We start from the raw sequence: 15,849 nt of genomic DNA on the forward strand, positions 1-15,849 counted from the left end.
GAGTGAAGATGACAAATAAATTAGCCGCGAATGCCGGCATCATGATTTGCGGGCACGGCAGTCGCGATAAAGATGCGGAACGTGAATTTGGTTTGGTTGCAAAAGGCTTAAAGGAACGTTTTCCTGATGTGCCGGTTGAGTATGGCTTTTTAGAGTTTTCTGCTCCTAATATTCATATGGGATTAAATCGTTTAATCAAACAAGGTGTTGAACATATTTATGCTGTTCCAGGCATGTTGTTCGCAGCAACACATGCTAAAAACGATATTCCATCTGTATTGACTACCTTTGCTGAAAAGCAGGGTAACGTAGGGATGACGTACGGCCGTGAGCTTGGTTTACAAGACGATATGATTGATGCTTTTCAGGCTCGTATCTATGAGTCTCTGGGCTTAGATGCTGAAAACCCGCCAGAAAATTTATATGACACCATGTTGGTGGTCGTTGGTCGTGGTACCTCTGATACAGGTGCTAATGCGGAAGCGGCAAAACTGACCCGTATTGTGAATGAAAATATGGGCTTTGGTTGGGCCGATACAGTTTATTCTGGCGTGACATATCCTTCCGTTGGAGTGGGTCTTGAGAAGCTAATGAAGCTAGGATTTAAGCGTATTGTTGTTGCGCCTTACTTCTTGTTTACTGGCCGTCTTATTAAGCGAATCCAAGGTTATGTTGATAAAGTGGCAGCAGAAAACCCTGGTATTGAATTTGTGCAAACACCTTATTTAAATGATCACCCTAAAGTGATCGATGCCTTTGAAAATCGTGTGATGGAAATTGTGAACGGAGATGAGTTAGGCGAAGAAAGCTTAATGGCCTCCTTTAAACGACGTTTAGCGGCGGGTGAAATAGATGTACATCACCACCATGCTGAGTTTGTTGATCCAGAAGATGATACGCAAGGGGCGTCTCAGGCTGATTATTCTCATGATCACAGTCACTCTCATGATCACAGTCATTCACATGACCACAGTCACTCTCATGATCACAGTCATTCACATGACCACAGTCATTCACATGATCACGGCCACTCTCATGATCATAACCACTCTCACAGTCATGGACATTCCCATAGTCATGGACATTCCCATAGTCATGGACATTCCCATAGTCATGGCGACGGCCATCAGCATAGCCATGGTGTGTATCAGCATATCTCGCACCCATTAGGTCCAAGAACCATGATAGGCGAAGGCGTGTGTTGCTGCTTTATGAGTCAATTTCCTGATGAGCTACTGGAAGAAGAGAAAGCTAAAATTGAAGGTGATTGTACAAAAACAGCTTTTGCTCATAAGTAATATACGAGAGTAAAACAAGAAAGCGTAATAGGTCTGATCTATTACGCTTTTTTATTTTTTGAGTGTAGAGGAATAAAGGATGGCTTTATTTTTGCCTTTTGCTTTTGCATGGTACATTGCCTGATCTGCCTGGTGAATCAGCTGATCTGCTGTCGTCTTTTTCGTTGGGATGTTTCTTGTGATACCAATACAAGCACCAATATGCAGTTCTAATCCATCTATAATGTAAGGTGTCGTCAGTAAATCTAAAATTTGATTAACCTCAGACATTAAGTTATCTAAATCTCCAGGGTGGTGGATAATAATTAAAAATTCATCCCCTCCATAGCGCGCAGCTAAATTATTTTTCCGCGTATTTTCAGAACGGATGCGTTTAGCAACGGCTTGAAGTAATCTGTCCCCAGTAATGTGACCGTACTTATCGTTTATCGGTTTGAAATTATCCAGATCGATAAATAATAGGGCAAAATCTTCTTGTTTTTCTGTAAGCTCTTCAAGGGTGTTGATAGCTGACATACGACTTGCTAACCCAGTAATAAAATCAAGATTTGCTAGATTTCGGCTTTTTTCTTCTGCTTCTTTTAGTTCGACTGTTCTTTCATGCACTTTCTTTGAAAGCTCTGATTTGTCTTTTTCAATTTGCTGCGCCATGTGATTAAAACTTAGCATGAGGGCAGAAAACTCTTTAGTAGGCGGCATTCTACTTTTCTTGCCATTAGGTTTGCTGTCAAAGCTGCCTGCAATACGGTTTGTTCTTTTTGCTAACGCCTTTATTGGGTGAGTGATAATGCCTGATATCCACCAACTAAGTAGTGCTGCAGTCGAAAATGAGATTAAAGCAATAATCAGAGTTAATTGTTTAATTCTATCAATACTGACATCAAGCTCGCCAATAGGTTGTGGCACCATTACACCCCAACCTGTTCGATCGATAACATTAAAGCCTGCGATCATATCTTGCATTAATGCAGGAGAGAAAAACTGACTAACGCCAGTTTCTCCAGCCATCATTTTTTTGACAATTGATACCTTGGAAATATTTTTACCCGAGCTTTCCCAGTCACTATTTGGATGGGCGAGTATTCGCCCTTTTTTATCGACTATAGCTGCGTGACCTTTTTCTCCAAAACTGATAAGTGATTGAATTTCTTTAATATACTTTCGGTTTAATGCGGCTAACCAAAGTTGATTTTGATCGTCTTTAAGGTAAAGGAAAAGGCTGGGCTCAGGTAGAAAACCATGTTTTAAGTCCGAAAAATATACCTTGTTTTTAGTGATGGATTGGCTATCTATTCTTAGACTAAAAAGGGAATTAGGCGTGTATATAGTGTCGCCAAAGTAGGTCATGATGCGACGACCTTTGTGATTATATTTGCCTAAGGTGTGTATATTTAACTGCTGTAATAATCGGTTAGTGACTTCTTTATTGGTATTTGTATTACGTGAAATAACGGATGTTTTGAGTGCGCTACTTAAATCCTTGGTATAACGATTTAAGGCAAATGTAATATTGTTCGCTATTAATAGATGTTTTTCGTTAACCGCCTCATATACCTGTTCCTTGATAATTTTGTTGGTCCAAAGGGACAAACCAAAAATCGGAATTAAGGTAATTGAGGTCATTACACAAAAAATAAGTAGTCTTAGCGATATCATATTGGAAATAGGCTTACTTATGTTAGTTTTAAAAATGGCACAACAGATGCTCTAGTTGCGCCTTATATAGTGAAGTCCATTTACAATTAAGTAAAAGAAAAATTTACTTGATGTATATTCAAAAAAGTAACTAATAGGCAAGCTCTCTTTCCGCTAGCCCTGATTTGCGAGTATAGTTGTTAAAAGCATTTTAATTTATCTAAATTACTATGATAGCTTACTTAAGAGTCCAAACATATTTATTCAAGTTATTCCTAAAGTACTAATTTTGGCAGTGTTTTATATGAATAAACAAAGACGGGATTTAATTGATCCGAATTATGGAATGGTTATTCATCGAGATTTTGTTCCACTCTATGCAGATGATAACTACGCTAAGTTCTTTGGCTTTAAAACGGGCCAAGATATTCTTGAATTGCCAAGTATTTTTATTTTGGTAAATGAGGATCAAAAGGAAGTCGCGTTAGAAAACTATAAGGCTTTAATGAGTGGTGAGGTGAAGCCCCAAGTTAGGTCTTTTAGGCATCTGGATCAAAACGAGATTGAGTACTTCATTCTTGCGATTGAGCACATCGTAGACTGGCAGGGTGAGCCAGCATTACAAATTACCTACATTGATATTTCAGCTTTAACGCAAGCTGAAACCAAGATACGAGAGAGTGAGCAGAAGTTTAGAGACCTTATCGAAGGCTCCATTCAAGGCATGGTGATACATAAAGACTTTAAACCTCTCATGGTTAATCAAGCATACGCCAATATGCATGGCTATGATTCTCCTCAAGAAATTATGGCGTTACCCGATATTAGTATCTTTTTTTCAGATAATAATATTGAGAAGCCTTTAATACGTGCGTCTCAAATCCTATCAAACCAAGCGCCTGATCCTAAATTAAGGTTTAAAAATCGCCGAAAAGATGGTTCTGTTTTATGGGTTGAACTTGTTGAACGAAAAGTGAGTTGGAATGATGAGGATGCCATACAGACAACCTTAGTTGATGTCAGTGAGCAAGTCAGGATGGAGCAAAAGCTGACCATGATGGCAATGACAGATTCGTTGACTGGATTATTTAACCGCCGTTTCTTAATGGATAAAGCCGCGGAATTTTTTGCATTAGAAAGAAGTTTAAAATCCGCGCTTGCTTGTATTCTTATTGATTTAGATAGATTCAAACAGATAAATGATAACTATGGACATAGTGCGGGTGACGAAGTGTTAAAGGCTTTCTCAACACGCTGTCAAAGTTTGGTGCAAGAGCCTAACTATTTTGGCCGTTATGGCGGTGAAGAGTTTTTGATTATTATGCCAGGAGCAAAGGCACAAGAAGCTATGCAATTGGCAGAAGATATCCGAAATACCTGCGATAGAGAGGTCTTGGAGACTAAACTAGGTCAATTTAGTATCACCATCAGTGCTGGAATATCGAGTTTAATTTCGACGGATATGAATGTTGATCAGTTAATTGATCGAGCGGATAAAGAGCTATATCAAGCGAAAAAATCAGGACGAAATAGGGTTGTCGGTCTAACCGATTAAGCCTAGGTATGTTTCTTCTGGAGTATAGAAGGAATTAAACTATAATTATCAATAGCTTCTATCATAGCTCCAAGTTACCAATATCCTTAAAAAATTATATTGATTTTGTATAAAATTATGGCGAATATGAAACAAATTTACTGAACCATGATTTTTTGCATCTTTCATGTCGAGCATTTCATGTGTCTAAGCTGGAACTGACTATAATATTAGTTTGTATAACATGATGAAAAGGCGTTTTGAGTGAGATCAGCATTAACTAAACCACTTTTTCTAAAGCAAGCCCTATATACACTGCTGTTTGCTGTAGGCTTGAGTCTTGTTGCCAGCTTAATAAAGTTTTATACGGACATCATTGAAGTTAGAAGTGAGGTGGACAAAGAGTTTACTCAGCTACTGGAATTAATCGAAAAACCAGCGGAGCAGGCTGCTTTTCGTTTTGATACCGTCTTTGCTAATCAATTAGTAAATGGCCTCACTAAAAAAACGTTAGTCTATCGTGCTGAGCTTGCAAGTGAAGATGGTTCACTTTTGGGTGTTGCTAGACGTGACGATTTCAAAAGCCGCTTCTATAAAATTCTGGCAGATTTTCTACTGCCTGATGTTGCTCACTATAGTATCCCTTTGACTTATGAAGGCAGTGCTTTGTTTGTTGGGAAACTGAGCATTTGGGTAGACCAAGAGTTAGTGGTGCAAAACTTTATTAGTGAAAGTTTAGATGGACTTTTTCTGAGCTTATTAAAAGACATCTTCTTAGCGTCACTCATCTCCCTCGTTTTCTTCGTGATTGTAACTAGGCCTCTTAAAAAGCTTACCACCATTCTTTTGGCTCACAGTGAAGACTTGTCCCAGCCTTTGCCTAAACTTGATGACACAGAGTTTGTGAATAACGAGCTAGGTGCTTTAAGTGATGCATTTAGTGAAATTTGGTGGAAACTTGAAAGCACTCTTAAAGCGTTAGAAAGAAGTGATGCCCATTCCAAGGCTATTATTTCTCAAGCGGGTGATGCTATTTTCTTATCTGATATGGAAGGTCAAATTTCCCTAGTAAACAAAGCGGCTGTAAAAATGGTAGGAGTAGATGAGTATCAATTAACACACTCTCATTTACGTAGCCTTCATGCTGAAGATAGCTGGACAAAATTCTATCAAGACTTGGTGAAACAACCACTAGATACACCTTTAACAATTGAAACCCAGTATCGCCACTCGTCAGGAGTGATTACTCCGACTGAAATACGTTTAATCAAATATGTGTTACAAGACTCTATTGAAGTCTTAATTCTTGCCCGTGACATATCGGCAAGAAAAGAGGCGGAAGATAAGATTAATCATCTTGCTTACTTTGATTCTCTGACACACTTACCAAATCGCCACTGGATTATGGAAACTTTAGAGTCTTCTATGGCGATTAGTCGTGAGCGAAAAGTGAAAGGCGCTGTTTTATTTTTAGATCTCGATAGATTTAAAAATATTAATGACTCTTTAGGCCATGATGTCGGTGACCAGTTGCTACAAGTGGTTGCTAATGACTTTAAGGTATTAGCTGAAGGTGATATCTGTGTTGCTAGGTTAGGAGGAGATGAGTTTGTCTTCCTTTTCCCATTCTTAGAAGGTGACCTTGAGCTTATAACAGAGAAAGTGTCTAACTTTGCGCAGCAAATAATACAGTCATTTAGTCGGGCTAAATTTGTTGGTGCTCATGAAATGCATATATCGGTCAGTATCGGTATTACCTTATTTGATGGTTTTGAAGATAACGTTGGTGTATTGCTTAAACAGGCAGATACGGCCTTGTACAAAGCTAAGGATGCTGGTCGTAATACTTATCGTTTCTACAAAGCTGAAATGCAAGTGTTGACGGATGACAGGTTAAAACTTGAGAAAGCCTTGCATAGAGCCATGACTCATAATGAGTTTGAGTTGTATTACCAGCCCCAGAATAATGTTAAAGGTGAGCTATTAGGTGCTGAAGCCTTGATACGTTGGCATGATGGAGACAATGGCTTTATTCCGCCTGCACAGTTTATTCCGCTCGCAGAAGAGATAGGTTTGATTATCGAGCTAGGTGAGTGGGTGATGGAGAATGCTTTCTATCAACTCTCACAATGGCTTAAACGTGATTTGTGGAAGCCTGAATGGACCTTATCTATCAACGTGAGCCCTATCCAATTTCAGCACCCCGAGTTTCTGATTATTTTGGAAAAACTGCTATTAAAATACAATATCCCAGCAAGTCTGATCGATATTGAAATTACAGAAAATATGTTACTGACTGATTTACAGGCTAGCCGTTTAAAAATGGAACATATCAGATCTCTTGGGATGAAGCTGTCAATTGATGACTTCGGTACTGGCTATTCTTCTTTGCAGTATTTGAAAACATTGCCGATCGAAAGGCTTAAAATTGATCAATCTTTTGTACGAGACTTATTAGTCGATAGTGGTGATGCAGCAATTGTAGGTGCGGTTATCGCTATGTCTGGCGCGCTGGATATTGAAGTGTTAGCAGAAGGGGTTGAAACTCAAGAACACTTACTGAGACTTGAAGATATGGGTTGTTTAAACTATCAAGGCTACTTGTTTGGTCGTCCAGTTTCTGCAACTCAGTTTACGTTCAATCATCTACTAGCAGTATCATTTCAGAACGACTCTATTACTTAATCTGGCTTTAATGAGATTACATTTTTATGATTGCACTGGTTACTCAACTCAGTGATGCTAAAAACCAAGCTTGGTTGGCATTATTTAAAGAGCAAATGCCTGCCGAAGACATCGTGATATTTAGCCAAATGAATCATGAGCAAAGGTTAGCTTGTGACATTGCGATTATTGCTAACCCACTTCTTGAGCAGCTAGAAAGTCTGCCAAATCTGGTGTGGGCTCATAGTTTATGGGCCGGTGTTGAATCCCTAGTGAAAGCAGTAAAGAAAATGAAGCTAACCTTGGTTCGCTTGATTGATCCTATGCTGAGCCAGACAATGGCTGAAGCAGCATTGGCTTGGACCTTGTATCTTCATCGCGATATGCCTAAATACGCCAAGCAACAATCTCAAAAAGTATGGCATCAGATAGAATACATAGAACCAAAAGATCGACATGTTTCTATCCTAGGTCTTGGGGCTTTAGGGCAGGAGGCTGCAAAGGTCATACAAGCTCAAGGGTTTAACGTTTCTGGATGGAGTTATTCGCAAAAAAACTTGGAAGGGGTGAGTTGTTATCATGGTGAGGAAGGCTTGCAAACCATGTTGACTGAGACTCACATATTAATCTGCTTATTGCCTTTAACTGATATGACTAGAGGTTTGATTAACCGAGAATTTATCGCTCATTTACCAGATGGCGCTCAGCTTATTAACTTTGCTAGGGGTGGTATCATTAATTCGAATGATTTGTTTGCTGCGCTTGACGCTGGAGAACTTGATCATGCTGTTTTAGATGTGTTTGAGCAAGAGCCATTAACGTCAGAGAGCGAATACTGGTCGAATGATAAGGTTACTGTTTTGCCTCATATCTCAGCTCAAACAAACCCAGTTTCTGCTAGTAGGATAGTTGCGACGAATATTAATAACTATCGACAGCAAGGGATTGTTCCTGAAGGTGTTGATGTGGGTAAGGGTTATTAGCTTTCACCCGTTTGTTTGAATTTTATAGGCACTTGCTTGATTAAATGAGTGCTTCTCTTGTTATCTTGGATTCCATATTGTGTTGAAACCCTTCTTTTGCCTAATAGGTTTATCGTGCTTTGCTGTGTTTGCTGAATCACCAGAAGTTAATTTTGAAGCGGAACAAGTTGAAGATGAAACGCCGATTTTAGTTGAACCTGAACAGCCAGCTTCTATTTCTCAAAGAGCAGATGAGGCGAATGGTCTGATTGAACAAAGGGTCGAAATAGAATCTGCATCCTTGCAAAGCCCTTTTGTGATTACCCCTCATAAACCTAATTACTTCTTACCCGTTAAGTTCCAAGATGATACAGATGCAAGTGATGCTTCTGCTTTTAGCGGTGAACTTGAAGATGTTGAATTTAAATTTCAGTTGAGTGTGAAGTTTCCCTTAGCTCATAACTTATTTGGTACTAAAGCTAGCTTATGGGGAGCTTATACTCAGCAAGCTCTGTGGCAATCTTATAATACTAAAATATCTTCTCCATTTAGGGAGACAAATTATGAACCTGAAAGTTTTGTACTGTTTGATTTTGAAAGGCAAATAACCTCAAGCTTAAAAGCAAAATACATTTCCGTGGGCTTTAACCACCAGTCAAATGGACGTACTGAACCTTTATCACGTTCTTGGAATCGTATTTATGCTGAATTTTTCTTTGAAAGTGAGAGTGCGGTTATTTCTTTGAAACCCTGGTATCGAATACCTGAGGGGAGTGAAGATGACGACAATCCTAATATTGAAAAATATTTAGGTTATGGCGAGTTAAATGCAGTATATGTGTTGGACGACTATAGTATAGATCTTATGTTGAGAAATAACTTAAGGGCAGAAAACAAAGGCGCTATTCAACTAGGTTTTACATTCCCTATGTGGGGTAAAACGCGAGGTTATATCCAGTACTTCGATGGTTACGGACAATCGTTAGCAGAGTATGACGATCACGTTCGCAGTTTAGGAATAGGGGTTATGCTAACAAACTGGCTATGATTTACCTTTTTGATTAATGTCTTATGTGCATTTTCTGTTTCTTAGATTTAATCTGATTGCGTTGTTAATAAACTCAGTTTGTTGTATTTATTGGTTGGCTTAAATTGAGGTGAATAATTTGTGTTTGTTTCAGTTAATTAGCTTGTTCTTATCCTGTCGTTTTGATGGTATTAACTTGTATAAAAATTGGTGTAGAATAGCGGAAATTTATGACACCCTTGATGCGACAGCACATTAGGACACAAATATGACAACAGTATTAGCCACTCAGCCTGTTATTAATGAATTACCTTTAAGTTCTGAGGCTATTCGTGTTCGTGACGCTTTGATTAAGCATGGGCTAGAAACGCCCATGATAGATAATGGTTTGAGCACAGAAGAAAAGTATCAGCGTATTCAAGCTTCATTTGTAGATATAGTGACGACACTTGGGCTTGATCTTACTGATGATAGCCTTGCTGAAACGCCTCACCGTATTGCAAAAATGTACGTGAAAGAGATTTTTTCTGGTCTAAATTATCACGTCTTTCCAAAGATTACTGTCATCGATAATAAGATGAAAGTTGATGAAATGGTGAAAGTAAAAAACATTAGCTTTACTAGTACCTGTGAACATCACTTTGTCACAATCGATGGTATGGCAAAAGTGGCTTATCTTCCTAAAAATAAAATTATTGGCCTTTCTAAAATTAATCGTATTGTGAGATTCTTTGCGCAAAGACCTCAAGTGCAAGAAAGGTTAACTCAGCAAATTTTAGTCACTTTACAAGTTTTGTTAGAGACAGATAATGTGGCTGTTACTATAGATGCTACTCACTATTGCGTGAAAGCACGTGGTGTTATGGATGCGAGCTCTTCAACGCAAACAACTGCATTAGGTGGTTTGTTTAAGCAGAGTGATAAAACTCGCGCTGAGTTTTTGAATAGCTAAGAGTACTTGTAGAGAAAGTTAAAAAGCCCAGTTAAGCTGGGCTTTTTTGTGTCTTAATACCTATTAAATGTCGATATTGATCCCGATAAAGACACCTGAATTATCACTGTATACATCCAGATCGGATACATCGACTAAATCTATCTCGTGTTGACGATAGCCTGCTTCGATGCCTACCAAGAAAGGTGATTCCCACTTAACCTTGATGCTTGTGTCTGTGATGCTTGAGTCATCATAAGACAGGTATTTAATCTCGCCACCAATTGATAAGCCAGTGCCTGGTATATTGATGAAAGGAGAAGCGTAAAGCATAGGTAATGTCTCTGATAGATCTGTTCTATCATTCGAAATTTCCACGTACCCATCATATTGCCTTAAGGTGATACCTAGGTCTAAATTGAGCCAGAATAAGCCATCTAATAATTCGTAATACAAAGTGAAGTCTGTGTGTGATAGGTCGATAGAGGCTGCTGCATTATTATATGTGGTGCCGTTATAGGTTGCAGTGGCAGTACCGTCAGCGGTTATCTCTGTGCCTTGTATGCGAATGTTAGGGATAACTGGAATAGGGTGCTCAAGCGCAATACCATAATAGATGCCACTATCTGCATCCATATCACTTGTACCTGTTGTATTGGTATCAGCAGCCCATAAATCAGCATCGGGTGAGTAAGAGCCTACCTCTGCTGTTAAGCCGAGAATATCTGCATTTGCATTAGCTGCAATAAGGAGTGTGCCAAGAACCAGTGCGTGTTTCATTGTTTTCTTCCTTATATAGGGTGATGCTTTAAGTGTTAATTTAAAGCGTCAGCGTATTCATTTTAAATAACATCTATCTAAGCTTATCGGTGATTATTTTAGGCTCTTTAGGTTTGGGGGGATTTTAATGGGATTCAGACATAAAAAAACCCAGTAAAAACTGGGCTTTTTTGAATTGCATTACTTTGCTGCGATCTATTAGATATCGATATTAACACCTAAGAAAACACCAGAGTTTTCACTCACAACATCACGACCTGAAACATTTTCAAAATCGATGTCATGGGTACGGTAACCTGCTTCGATACCCACTAGGAATGGTGATTCCCATTTCACTTTAAGCGTTGTGTCAGTTACGTCTTTGTCATCGAATGAGCCAACTTTGAATTCACCAACAACAGAAAGGCCTGTACCAGGGATTGAGAAAGCAGGGGCTGCATAAAACATAGGTACAGTTTCATCTAGGTCTGTTTCTGAGCCTGAGATAGAAACGCTGCCGTCGTATTGACGGAAACTGATACCAGCATCAAGGCTAAGCCATAGTAGGCCGTCTAGAAGCTCATAGTAAGCGGTGTAATCAGTATGAGACATATCAACGATAGTCGCGTTTCCGCCACTTGTGCCGTCCGCTTCTAGTTCAGTGCCTTGAATACGTACATTTGGGATAAGAGGGATTGGGTGTTCAAAGGCAATACCATAGTAGGTACCTGAATCCGCATCCATGTTGTTGCTTGATACAGATGTGCCAGTAGTTGCTGCTGTGGTATCAGCATCAGGAGAAAAACTACCAACTTCTGCAGTTAAACCAAGAAAGTCAGCATTTGCATTTGCAGCCACTAATAGTGAGCCAAGAATAAGTGCGGGTCTCATAATATATCTTCCCTTTTGTTGGATATAAGTTACGAATTGTAAGAATGTGAACTTTGGCTAATTATAAGATGATATGGCGTAAGAACTAAAGTTAAATAAAGTAAGAATGCTATTTAGTATCAGAAAAGATTAAGCAGAATAAGAGTTTAGTGAAAGGAAGTGTAAATAAAGAATGGTGTTGATAATGGCTGGGGTAGCAGGATTCGAACCTACGCATGACAGGATCAAAACCTGTTGCCTTACCGCTTGGCGATACCCCAATCAAAAAATAAGTGGTGGCTATGACTAGATTCGAACTAGTGACCCCATCATTATGAGTGATGTGCTCTAACCAACTGAGCTACATAGCCTTAACTTTGTTAGGTGATAATGGCTGGGGTAGCAGGATTCGAACCTACGCATGACAGGATCAAAACCTGTTGCCTTACCGCTTGGCGATACCCCAATCTCTAAGTAATTAATGGTGGCTATGACTAGATTCGAACTAGTGACCCCATCATTATGAGTGATGTGCTCTAACCAACTGAGCTACATAGCCATAATTACTTTCCTAACTTTGCTTGCAATGGCTGGGGTAGCAGGATTCGAACCTACGCATGACAGGATCAAAACCTGTTGCCTTACCGCTTGGCGATACCCCAATTGCAAACCAGAAACAAATTATCTTTTATTCGATCCCCTGTCTCTGGGTGCGATATTATTCATATAAGCCCTTATCGGGTCAAGCTTTTTTCTGAAAATATCTAAACAATTTAATTTTTTTATACATTAAAACGGAAATGCATCACATCGCCGTCTTTTACGATGTAATCTTTACCTTCTAGACGCCACTTACCTGCGTCTTTTGCTCCACTTTCACCTTGATATTCAATGAATGCATCATAGGCTACAACTTCAGCACGGATGAAACCTTTCTCAAAGTCAGTGTGAATAACGCCAGCTGCTTGTGGGCCAGTTGCACCTTGCTTAACAGTCCAAGCACGTACTTCTTTAACACCAGCGGTAAAGTATGTCTGTAGGCCTAATAATTCATAACCAGCACGGATCACACGATCAAGACCTGGTTCTGTCATACTCATTTCGTCTAGGAACTCTTGCATCTCTTCAGCGTCAAGCTCTGATATTTCAGCTTCTAGCTGGTTGCAAATAGGTACGACAACTGCATTTTCTGATTTTGCAATTTCGATGACTTGATCAAGGTAAGGATTATTTTCAAAACCATCTTCAGCTACGTTAGCGATATACATAGTTGGCTTGGTGGTTAAAAGGTGAAGTAGCTTCACTTCTTTCTGCTGGTCATCTGTTAAGTCCATAGAGCGGACTGGTAAGCCATCTTCAAGGTGAGCCTTGATGCTTTCTAAGAAGGCTTTGTGGGCAATAGCTTCTTTGTTACCGCTTTTCGCATTTTTAGCAGTACGGAAGATTTGCTTATCAATAGACTCAAGGTCGGCAAAAATAAGCTCTAAGTTGATAACTTCAATATCTGCTTTTGGGTTAACGTGATTAGATACGTGTATCACGTTCTCATCTTCAAAGCAGCGAACAACATGGGCAATCGCATCAGTTTCGCGAATGTTAGCTAGGAACTTGTTACCTAGACCTTCACCTTTAGATGCGCCTTCTACTAAACCAGCAATATCAACAAATTCCATTGTTGTCGCTAAAACGCGTTCTGGGTTAACGATTTTTGCTAAAGCATCTAAGCGTGGGTCAGGCATAGGAACAACACCTGCGTTTGGCTCAATCGTGCAAAAAGGGAAATTCTCCGCGCCAATACCTGCTTTGGTTAGTGCGTTGAATAGAGTTGATTTACCGACGTTGGGTAGGCCAACGATGCCGCAATTAAAGCCCATAATAAGTCCTGAATTGTTATCTTAAATAGTGTTAACGCTAAGCTTAGTAATTAAGCTTTAAAGCTGTGTAGTTGGTTCATTACAGGGTTTAAATCCCCTGTAATTATGCTATCAATATGACGAAGTGATTCATCAATTGTTGCTTCAATTTGTTGATACTCATCTTGTGGTGCCTTGGTTAATACATAACCTGCAACCTTACTAGCATGTCCTGGATGGCCTATGCCAAGGCGTAAACGACCAAACTCACGGTTATTTGCCAGTTTGGAAATAATGTCTTTTAAACCATTATGACCGCCATGACCGCCGCCGCGTTTGATTTTTACTGTGCCAGGAGGAATATCTAGTTCGTCATGAATGACGAGTACTTCTTGGGGAAGGATTTTATAAAACTGGCAAACAGCCTGAACCGCTTTACCACTTAAATTCATATAGGTGGAGGGAATAAGGAGATAGCATTCCTGCCCACCTATATAAACTTTGCCAAATTGGCCGAAGAACTTTCTTTCGTTTTTAAGAGAGCACTGACTCTGGCGAGCCAGTGCTTCAATCAATTGAGCGCCGGCATTATGGCGAGTGTTCTCATATTCGGTGCCAGGATTACCTAGACCAACTAATAACTTGAAACTTGCCACAATACCGCCTTTTCAATCAGATCTTATTTCTTAGCTTTGCCGATACGACCAATAGGTTGGTTGTGATCGTTACCTTTAAGAAGAGCAACTAGCTCTACGCCTTCAGGTAGTTGAGCATCAGATAGGTGGTAAATATCACCTAGTTGAGCTTTAGTGCAATCAACTTCTAGTGCAGCTGGTAGGTTACCTGGTAGGCAACGAACTTCAGCAAGCTTAGCTTCAACGCTCAGACGACCACCTTGGCTCTTAACACCTTCAGATGTTGCAGCGCCAACGAAAGTAAGAGGGATGCGAGTTGTGATTACACGAGCTTCGTCAACACGTAGGAAGTCAACGTGCATAACTGCTGGGCTAGCAGGGTGACGTTGTAGTGCTTTAACGATAACTTTCTCAGCTTTACCATCAGTAACTACTTCAACAACAGTTGTGAAGAAGTCTTGGTTTTCTGTGATTTTTTTCAGCTCGTTCTCAGCGAAAGTAATAGACTGAGGTGCAGTATCGCCACCGTAGATTACAGCTGGTACTTTGTTTGCTAGACGAAGGCGGCGGCTCGCACCTTTACCTTCTTCAGAACGTGCTACGGCATTAATAGATAATGTCATTTGATTATTTCCTAAATTTAAAAAGTTAAATGTCCAGAAGTGCGACCAAATCCGAACGTATTATTTGGTTTTATTTTTTAATTAGGCCCCAAACATGGCGCTAATAGACTCTTCGTTGCATACGCGACGAACAGCTTCTGCCATGATGTCTGACATAGACAACTGGCGAATTTGTGGACATTCTTGCGCTGCTTTACTTAGCGGAATAGTGTCTGAAACAACTAACTCATCAAGTACCGAGTTAGTAATATTATCGATCGCTTTGCCAGAAAGAATAGGGTGAGTAGCATAAGCTAACACTCTTTCTGCGCCATGATCTTTTAGTGCTTTTGCTGCTGCACATAAAGTGCCGCCAGTATCGCACATGTCGTCAATTAGAACACATGTTTTACCTGCAACATCACCAATTAAATGCATGATTTGTGCTTCGTTCGCACGAGGGCGACGCTTGTCAATGATAGCAAGGTCAGCATCATCAAGCAGTTTAGCGAATGCGCGAGCACGAACAACACCACCAACATCAGGCGAAACGACAGTAACATTGTCATAGCCTTGGCGTTGTAGATCGTCAAGTAATAATGGTGTGGCATAAACGTTATCAACAGGGATGTCGAAGAAACCCTGAATCTGATCTGCGTGCAGATCAACTGTTAATACGCGATTAATACCTACTGCTGAAATCATATCAGCAACAACTTTCGCTGTAATTGGTACACGAGCAGAACGTACGCGACGATCTTGTCTTGCATAACCAAAATAAGGGATAACAGCCGTTACGCGTGAGGCAGAGGCACGACGCAACGCGTCAGCCATAACGATGAGTTCCATCAAGTTATCGTTACTAGGTGCACAGGTAGATTGGATAATAAAAACGTCTTTACCGCGAACGTTCTCATTGATCTCAACCGTAATTTCTCCGTCACTGAATTTTCCTACTGTGGCATTGCCAATAGGAAGACCTAGTCGGCGCACAACCCTACGAGCGAGTTCAGGATTGGCATTACCGGTAAAAACCATTAACTTGGACACTTTGGATACCCTTTGTATTTTCATGGTGA

The 15,849-nt window shown here is 40.0% G+C and carries 13 protein-coding genes and 5 tRNA genes; 6 read left to right on the plus strand and 12 right to left on the minus strand.

What is annotated here, in order from left to right; translation table 11 throughout:
- The first annotated feature begins 8 nt into the window (after positions 1-8).
- Positions 9-1,298, plus strand: coding sequence for a sirohydrochlorin chelatase (locus tag Q0A08_RS22110; RefSeq protein ID WP_438463683.1), 1,290 nt, complete (start codon positions 9-11; stop codon positions 1,296-1,298).
- 51 nt (positions 1,299-1,349) lie between these two features.
- Here Q0A08_RS22110 and Q0A08_RS22115 read toward each other — a convergent pair whose 3' ends face one another.
- Positions 1,350-2,954 carry a diguanylate cyclase domain-containing protein gene (locus tag Q0A08_RS22115; RefSeq protein ID WP_438463684.1) on the minus strand — a complete coding sequence of 535 codons (1,605 nt, stop codon included), beginning with the start codon at positions 2,952-2,954 and terminating at the stop codon, positions 1,350-1,352.
- A 283-nt stretch (positions 2,955-3,237) separates the two neighbouring features.
- Here Q0A08_RS22115 and Q0A08_RS22120 point away from each other — a divergent pair, with 283 nt between their 5' ends.
- From Q0A08_RS22120 to folE, 5 genes are all read left to right on the plus strand, one after another.
- The gene (locus tag Q0A08_RS22120; protein WP_438463686.1) at positions 3,238-4,488 is read left to right on the plus strand and encodes a sensor domain-containing diguanylate cyclase; all 1,251 of its coding nucleotides are present in this window, start codon (positions 3,238-3,240) and stop codon (positions 4,486-4,488) included.
- A gap of 243 nt (positions 4,489-4,731) precedes the next feature.
- Entirely contained in the window at positions 4,732-7,152 is a 2,421-nt protein-coding gene (locus Q0A08_RS22125; RefSeq protein ID WP_438463687.1) for a putative bifunctional diguanylate cyclase/phosphodiesterase, read from the plus strand.
- 26 nt (positions 7,153-7,178) lie between these two features.
- The gene (locus Q0A08_RS22130; protein WP_438463688.1) at positions 7,179-8,114 is read left to right on the plus strand and encodes a 2-hydroxyacid dehydrogenase; all 936 of its coding nucleotides are present in this window, start codon (positions 7,179-7,181) and stop codon (positions 8,112-8,114) included.
- A gap of 79 nt (positions 8,115-8,193) precedes the next feature.
- The gene (locus Q0A08_RS22135) at positions 8,194-9,141 is read left to right on the plus strand and encodes a phospholipase A (protein ID WP_438463689.1); all 948 of its coding nucleotides are present in this window, start codon (positions 8,194-8,196) and stop codon (positions 9,139-9,141) included.
- Between the two features lie 247 nt (positions 9,142-9,388).
- The gene (folE, locus tag Q0A08_RS22140; RefSeq protein ID WP_438463691.1) at positions 9,389-10,072 is read left to right on the plus strand and encodes a GTP cyclohydrolase I FolE; all 684 of its coding nucleotides are present in this window, start codon (positions 9,389-9,391) and stop codon (positions 10,070-10,072) included.
- 63 nt (positions 10,073-10,135) lie between these two features.
- Here the strand turns inward: folE and Q0A08_RS22145 are convergent, their stop codons facing one another.
- The 11 genes from Q0A08_RS22145 to Q0A08_RS22195 all read right to left on the minus strand — a co-directional run bounded on the left by Q0A08_RS22145 (position 10,136) and on the right by Q0A08_RS22195 (position 15,820).
- Positions 10,136-10,831, minus strand: a complete 696-nt coding sequence (locus Q0A08_RS22145; RefSeq protein WP_438463692.1) for a TIGR04219 family outer membrane beta-barrel protein — start codon at positions 10,829-10,831, stop codon at positions 10,136-10,138.
- Positions 10,832-11,029: 198 nt separating this feature from the next.
- Positions 11,030-11,701, minus strand: coding sequence for a TIGR04219 family outer membrane beta-barrel protein (locus Q0A08_RS22150; RefSeq protein WP_438463693.1), 672 nt, complete (start codon positions 11,699-11,701; stop codon positions 11,030-11,032).
- Positions 11,702-11,886: 185 nt separating this feature from the next.
- Positions 11,887-11,961: transfer RNA gene (locus Q0A08_RS22155), tRNA-Gln, on the minus strand.
- Positions 11,962-11,974: 13 nt separating this feature from the next.
- Positions 11,975-12,051, minus strand: a tRNA-Met gene (locus Q0A08_RS22160).
- 20 nt (positions 12,052-12,071) lie between these two features.
- Positions 12,072-12,146 (minus strand) — tRNA-Gln (locus Q0A08_RS22165).
- Positions 12,147-12,162: 16 nt separating this feature from the next.
- Positions 12,163-12,239: transfer RNA gene (locus Q0A08_RS22170), tRNA-Met, on the minus strand.
- Positions 12,240-12,267: 28 nt separating this feature from the next.
- Positions 12,268-12,342: transfer RNA gene (locus Q0A08_RS22175), tRNA-Gln, on the minus strand.
- Positions 12,343-12,462: 120 nt separating this feature from the next.
- Positions 12,463-13,554 (minus strand): redox-regulated ATPase YchF, encoded by a 1,092-nt coding sequence (ychF, locus tag Q0A08_RS22180; protein WP_438463695.1) that lies wholly within the window; start codon positions 13,552-13,554, stop codon positions 12,463-12,465.
- A gap of 50 nt (positions 13,555-13,604) precedes the next feature.
- A complete protein-coding gene (gene pth, locus Q0A08_RS22185; protein ID WP_046016939.1) occupies positions 13,605-14,189 on the minus strand; it encodes an aminoacyl-tRNA hydrolase in 585 nt (194 codons plus the stop codon).
- A 23-nt stretch (positions 14,190-14,212) separates the two neighbouring features.
- On the minus strand, positions 14,213-14,791 hold the full coding sequence (locus Q0A08_RS22190; protein ID WP_438463697.1) for a 50S ribosomal protein L25/general stress protein Ctc: 579 nt from the start codon (positions 14,789-14,791) through the stop codon (positions 14,213-14,215).
- Between the two features lie 81 nt (positions 14,792-14,872).
- Entirely contained in the window at positions 14,873-15,820 is a 948-nt protein-coding gene (locus tag Q0A08_RS22195; RefSeq protein WP_438463698.1) for a ribose-phosphate pyrophosphokinase, read from the minus strand.
- Positions 15,821-15,849 lie beyond the last annotated feature (29 nt).

Origin of the sequence: Marinomonas sp. PE14-40, from assembly GCF_051623805.1 — a bacterium.
Lineage (GTDB): Bacteria > Pseudomonadota > Gammaproteobacteria > Pseudomonadales > Marinomonadaceae > Marinomonas.

Bases quoted from the DNA above. Each gene is read 5' to 3' on its own strand.
- Q0A08_RS22110 (WP_438463683.1), top strand. From the start codon at position 9: ATGACAAATAAATTAGCCGCGAATGCCGGCATCATGATTTGCGGGCAC.
- Q0A08_RS22115 (WP_438463684.1), bottom strand. From the start codon at position 2,954: ATGATATCGCTAAGACTACTTATTTTTTGTGTAATGACCTCAATTACC.
- Q0A08_RS22120 (WP_438463686.1), top strand. From the start codon at position 3,238: ATGAATAAACAAAGACGGGATTTAATTGATCCGAATTATGGAATGGTT.
- Q0A08_RS22130 (WP_438463688.1), top strand. From the start codon at position 7,179: ATGATTGCACTGGTTACTCAACTCAGTGATGCTAAAAACCAAGCTTGG.
- folE (WP_438463691.1), top strand. From the start codon at position 9,389: ATGACAACAGTATTAGCCACTCAGCCTGTTATTAATGAATTACCTTTA.
- Q0A08_RS22145 (WP_438463692.1), bottom strand. From the start codon at position 10,831: ATGAAACACGCACTGGTTCTTGGCACACTCCTTATTGCAGCTAATGCA.
- Q0A08_RS22150 (WP_438463693.1), bottom strand. From the start codon at position 11,701: ATGAGACCCGCACTTATTCTTGGCTCACTATTAGTGGCTGCAAATGCA.
- ychF (WP_438463695.1), bottom strand. From the start codon at position 13,554: ATGGGCTTTAATTGCGGCATCGTTGGCCTACCCAACGTCGGTAAATCA.
- Q0A08_RS22190 (WP_438463697.1), bottom strand. From the start codon at position 14,791: ATGACATTATCTATTAATGCCGTAGCACGTTCTGAAGAAGGTAAAGGT.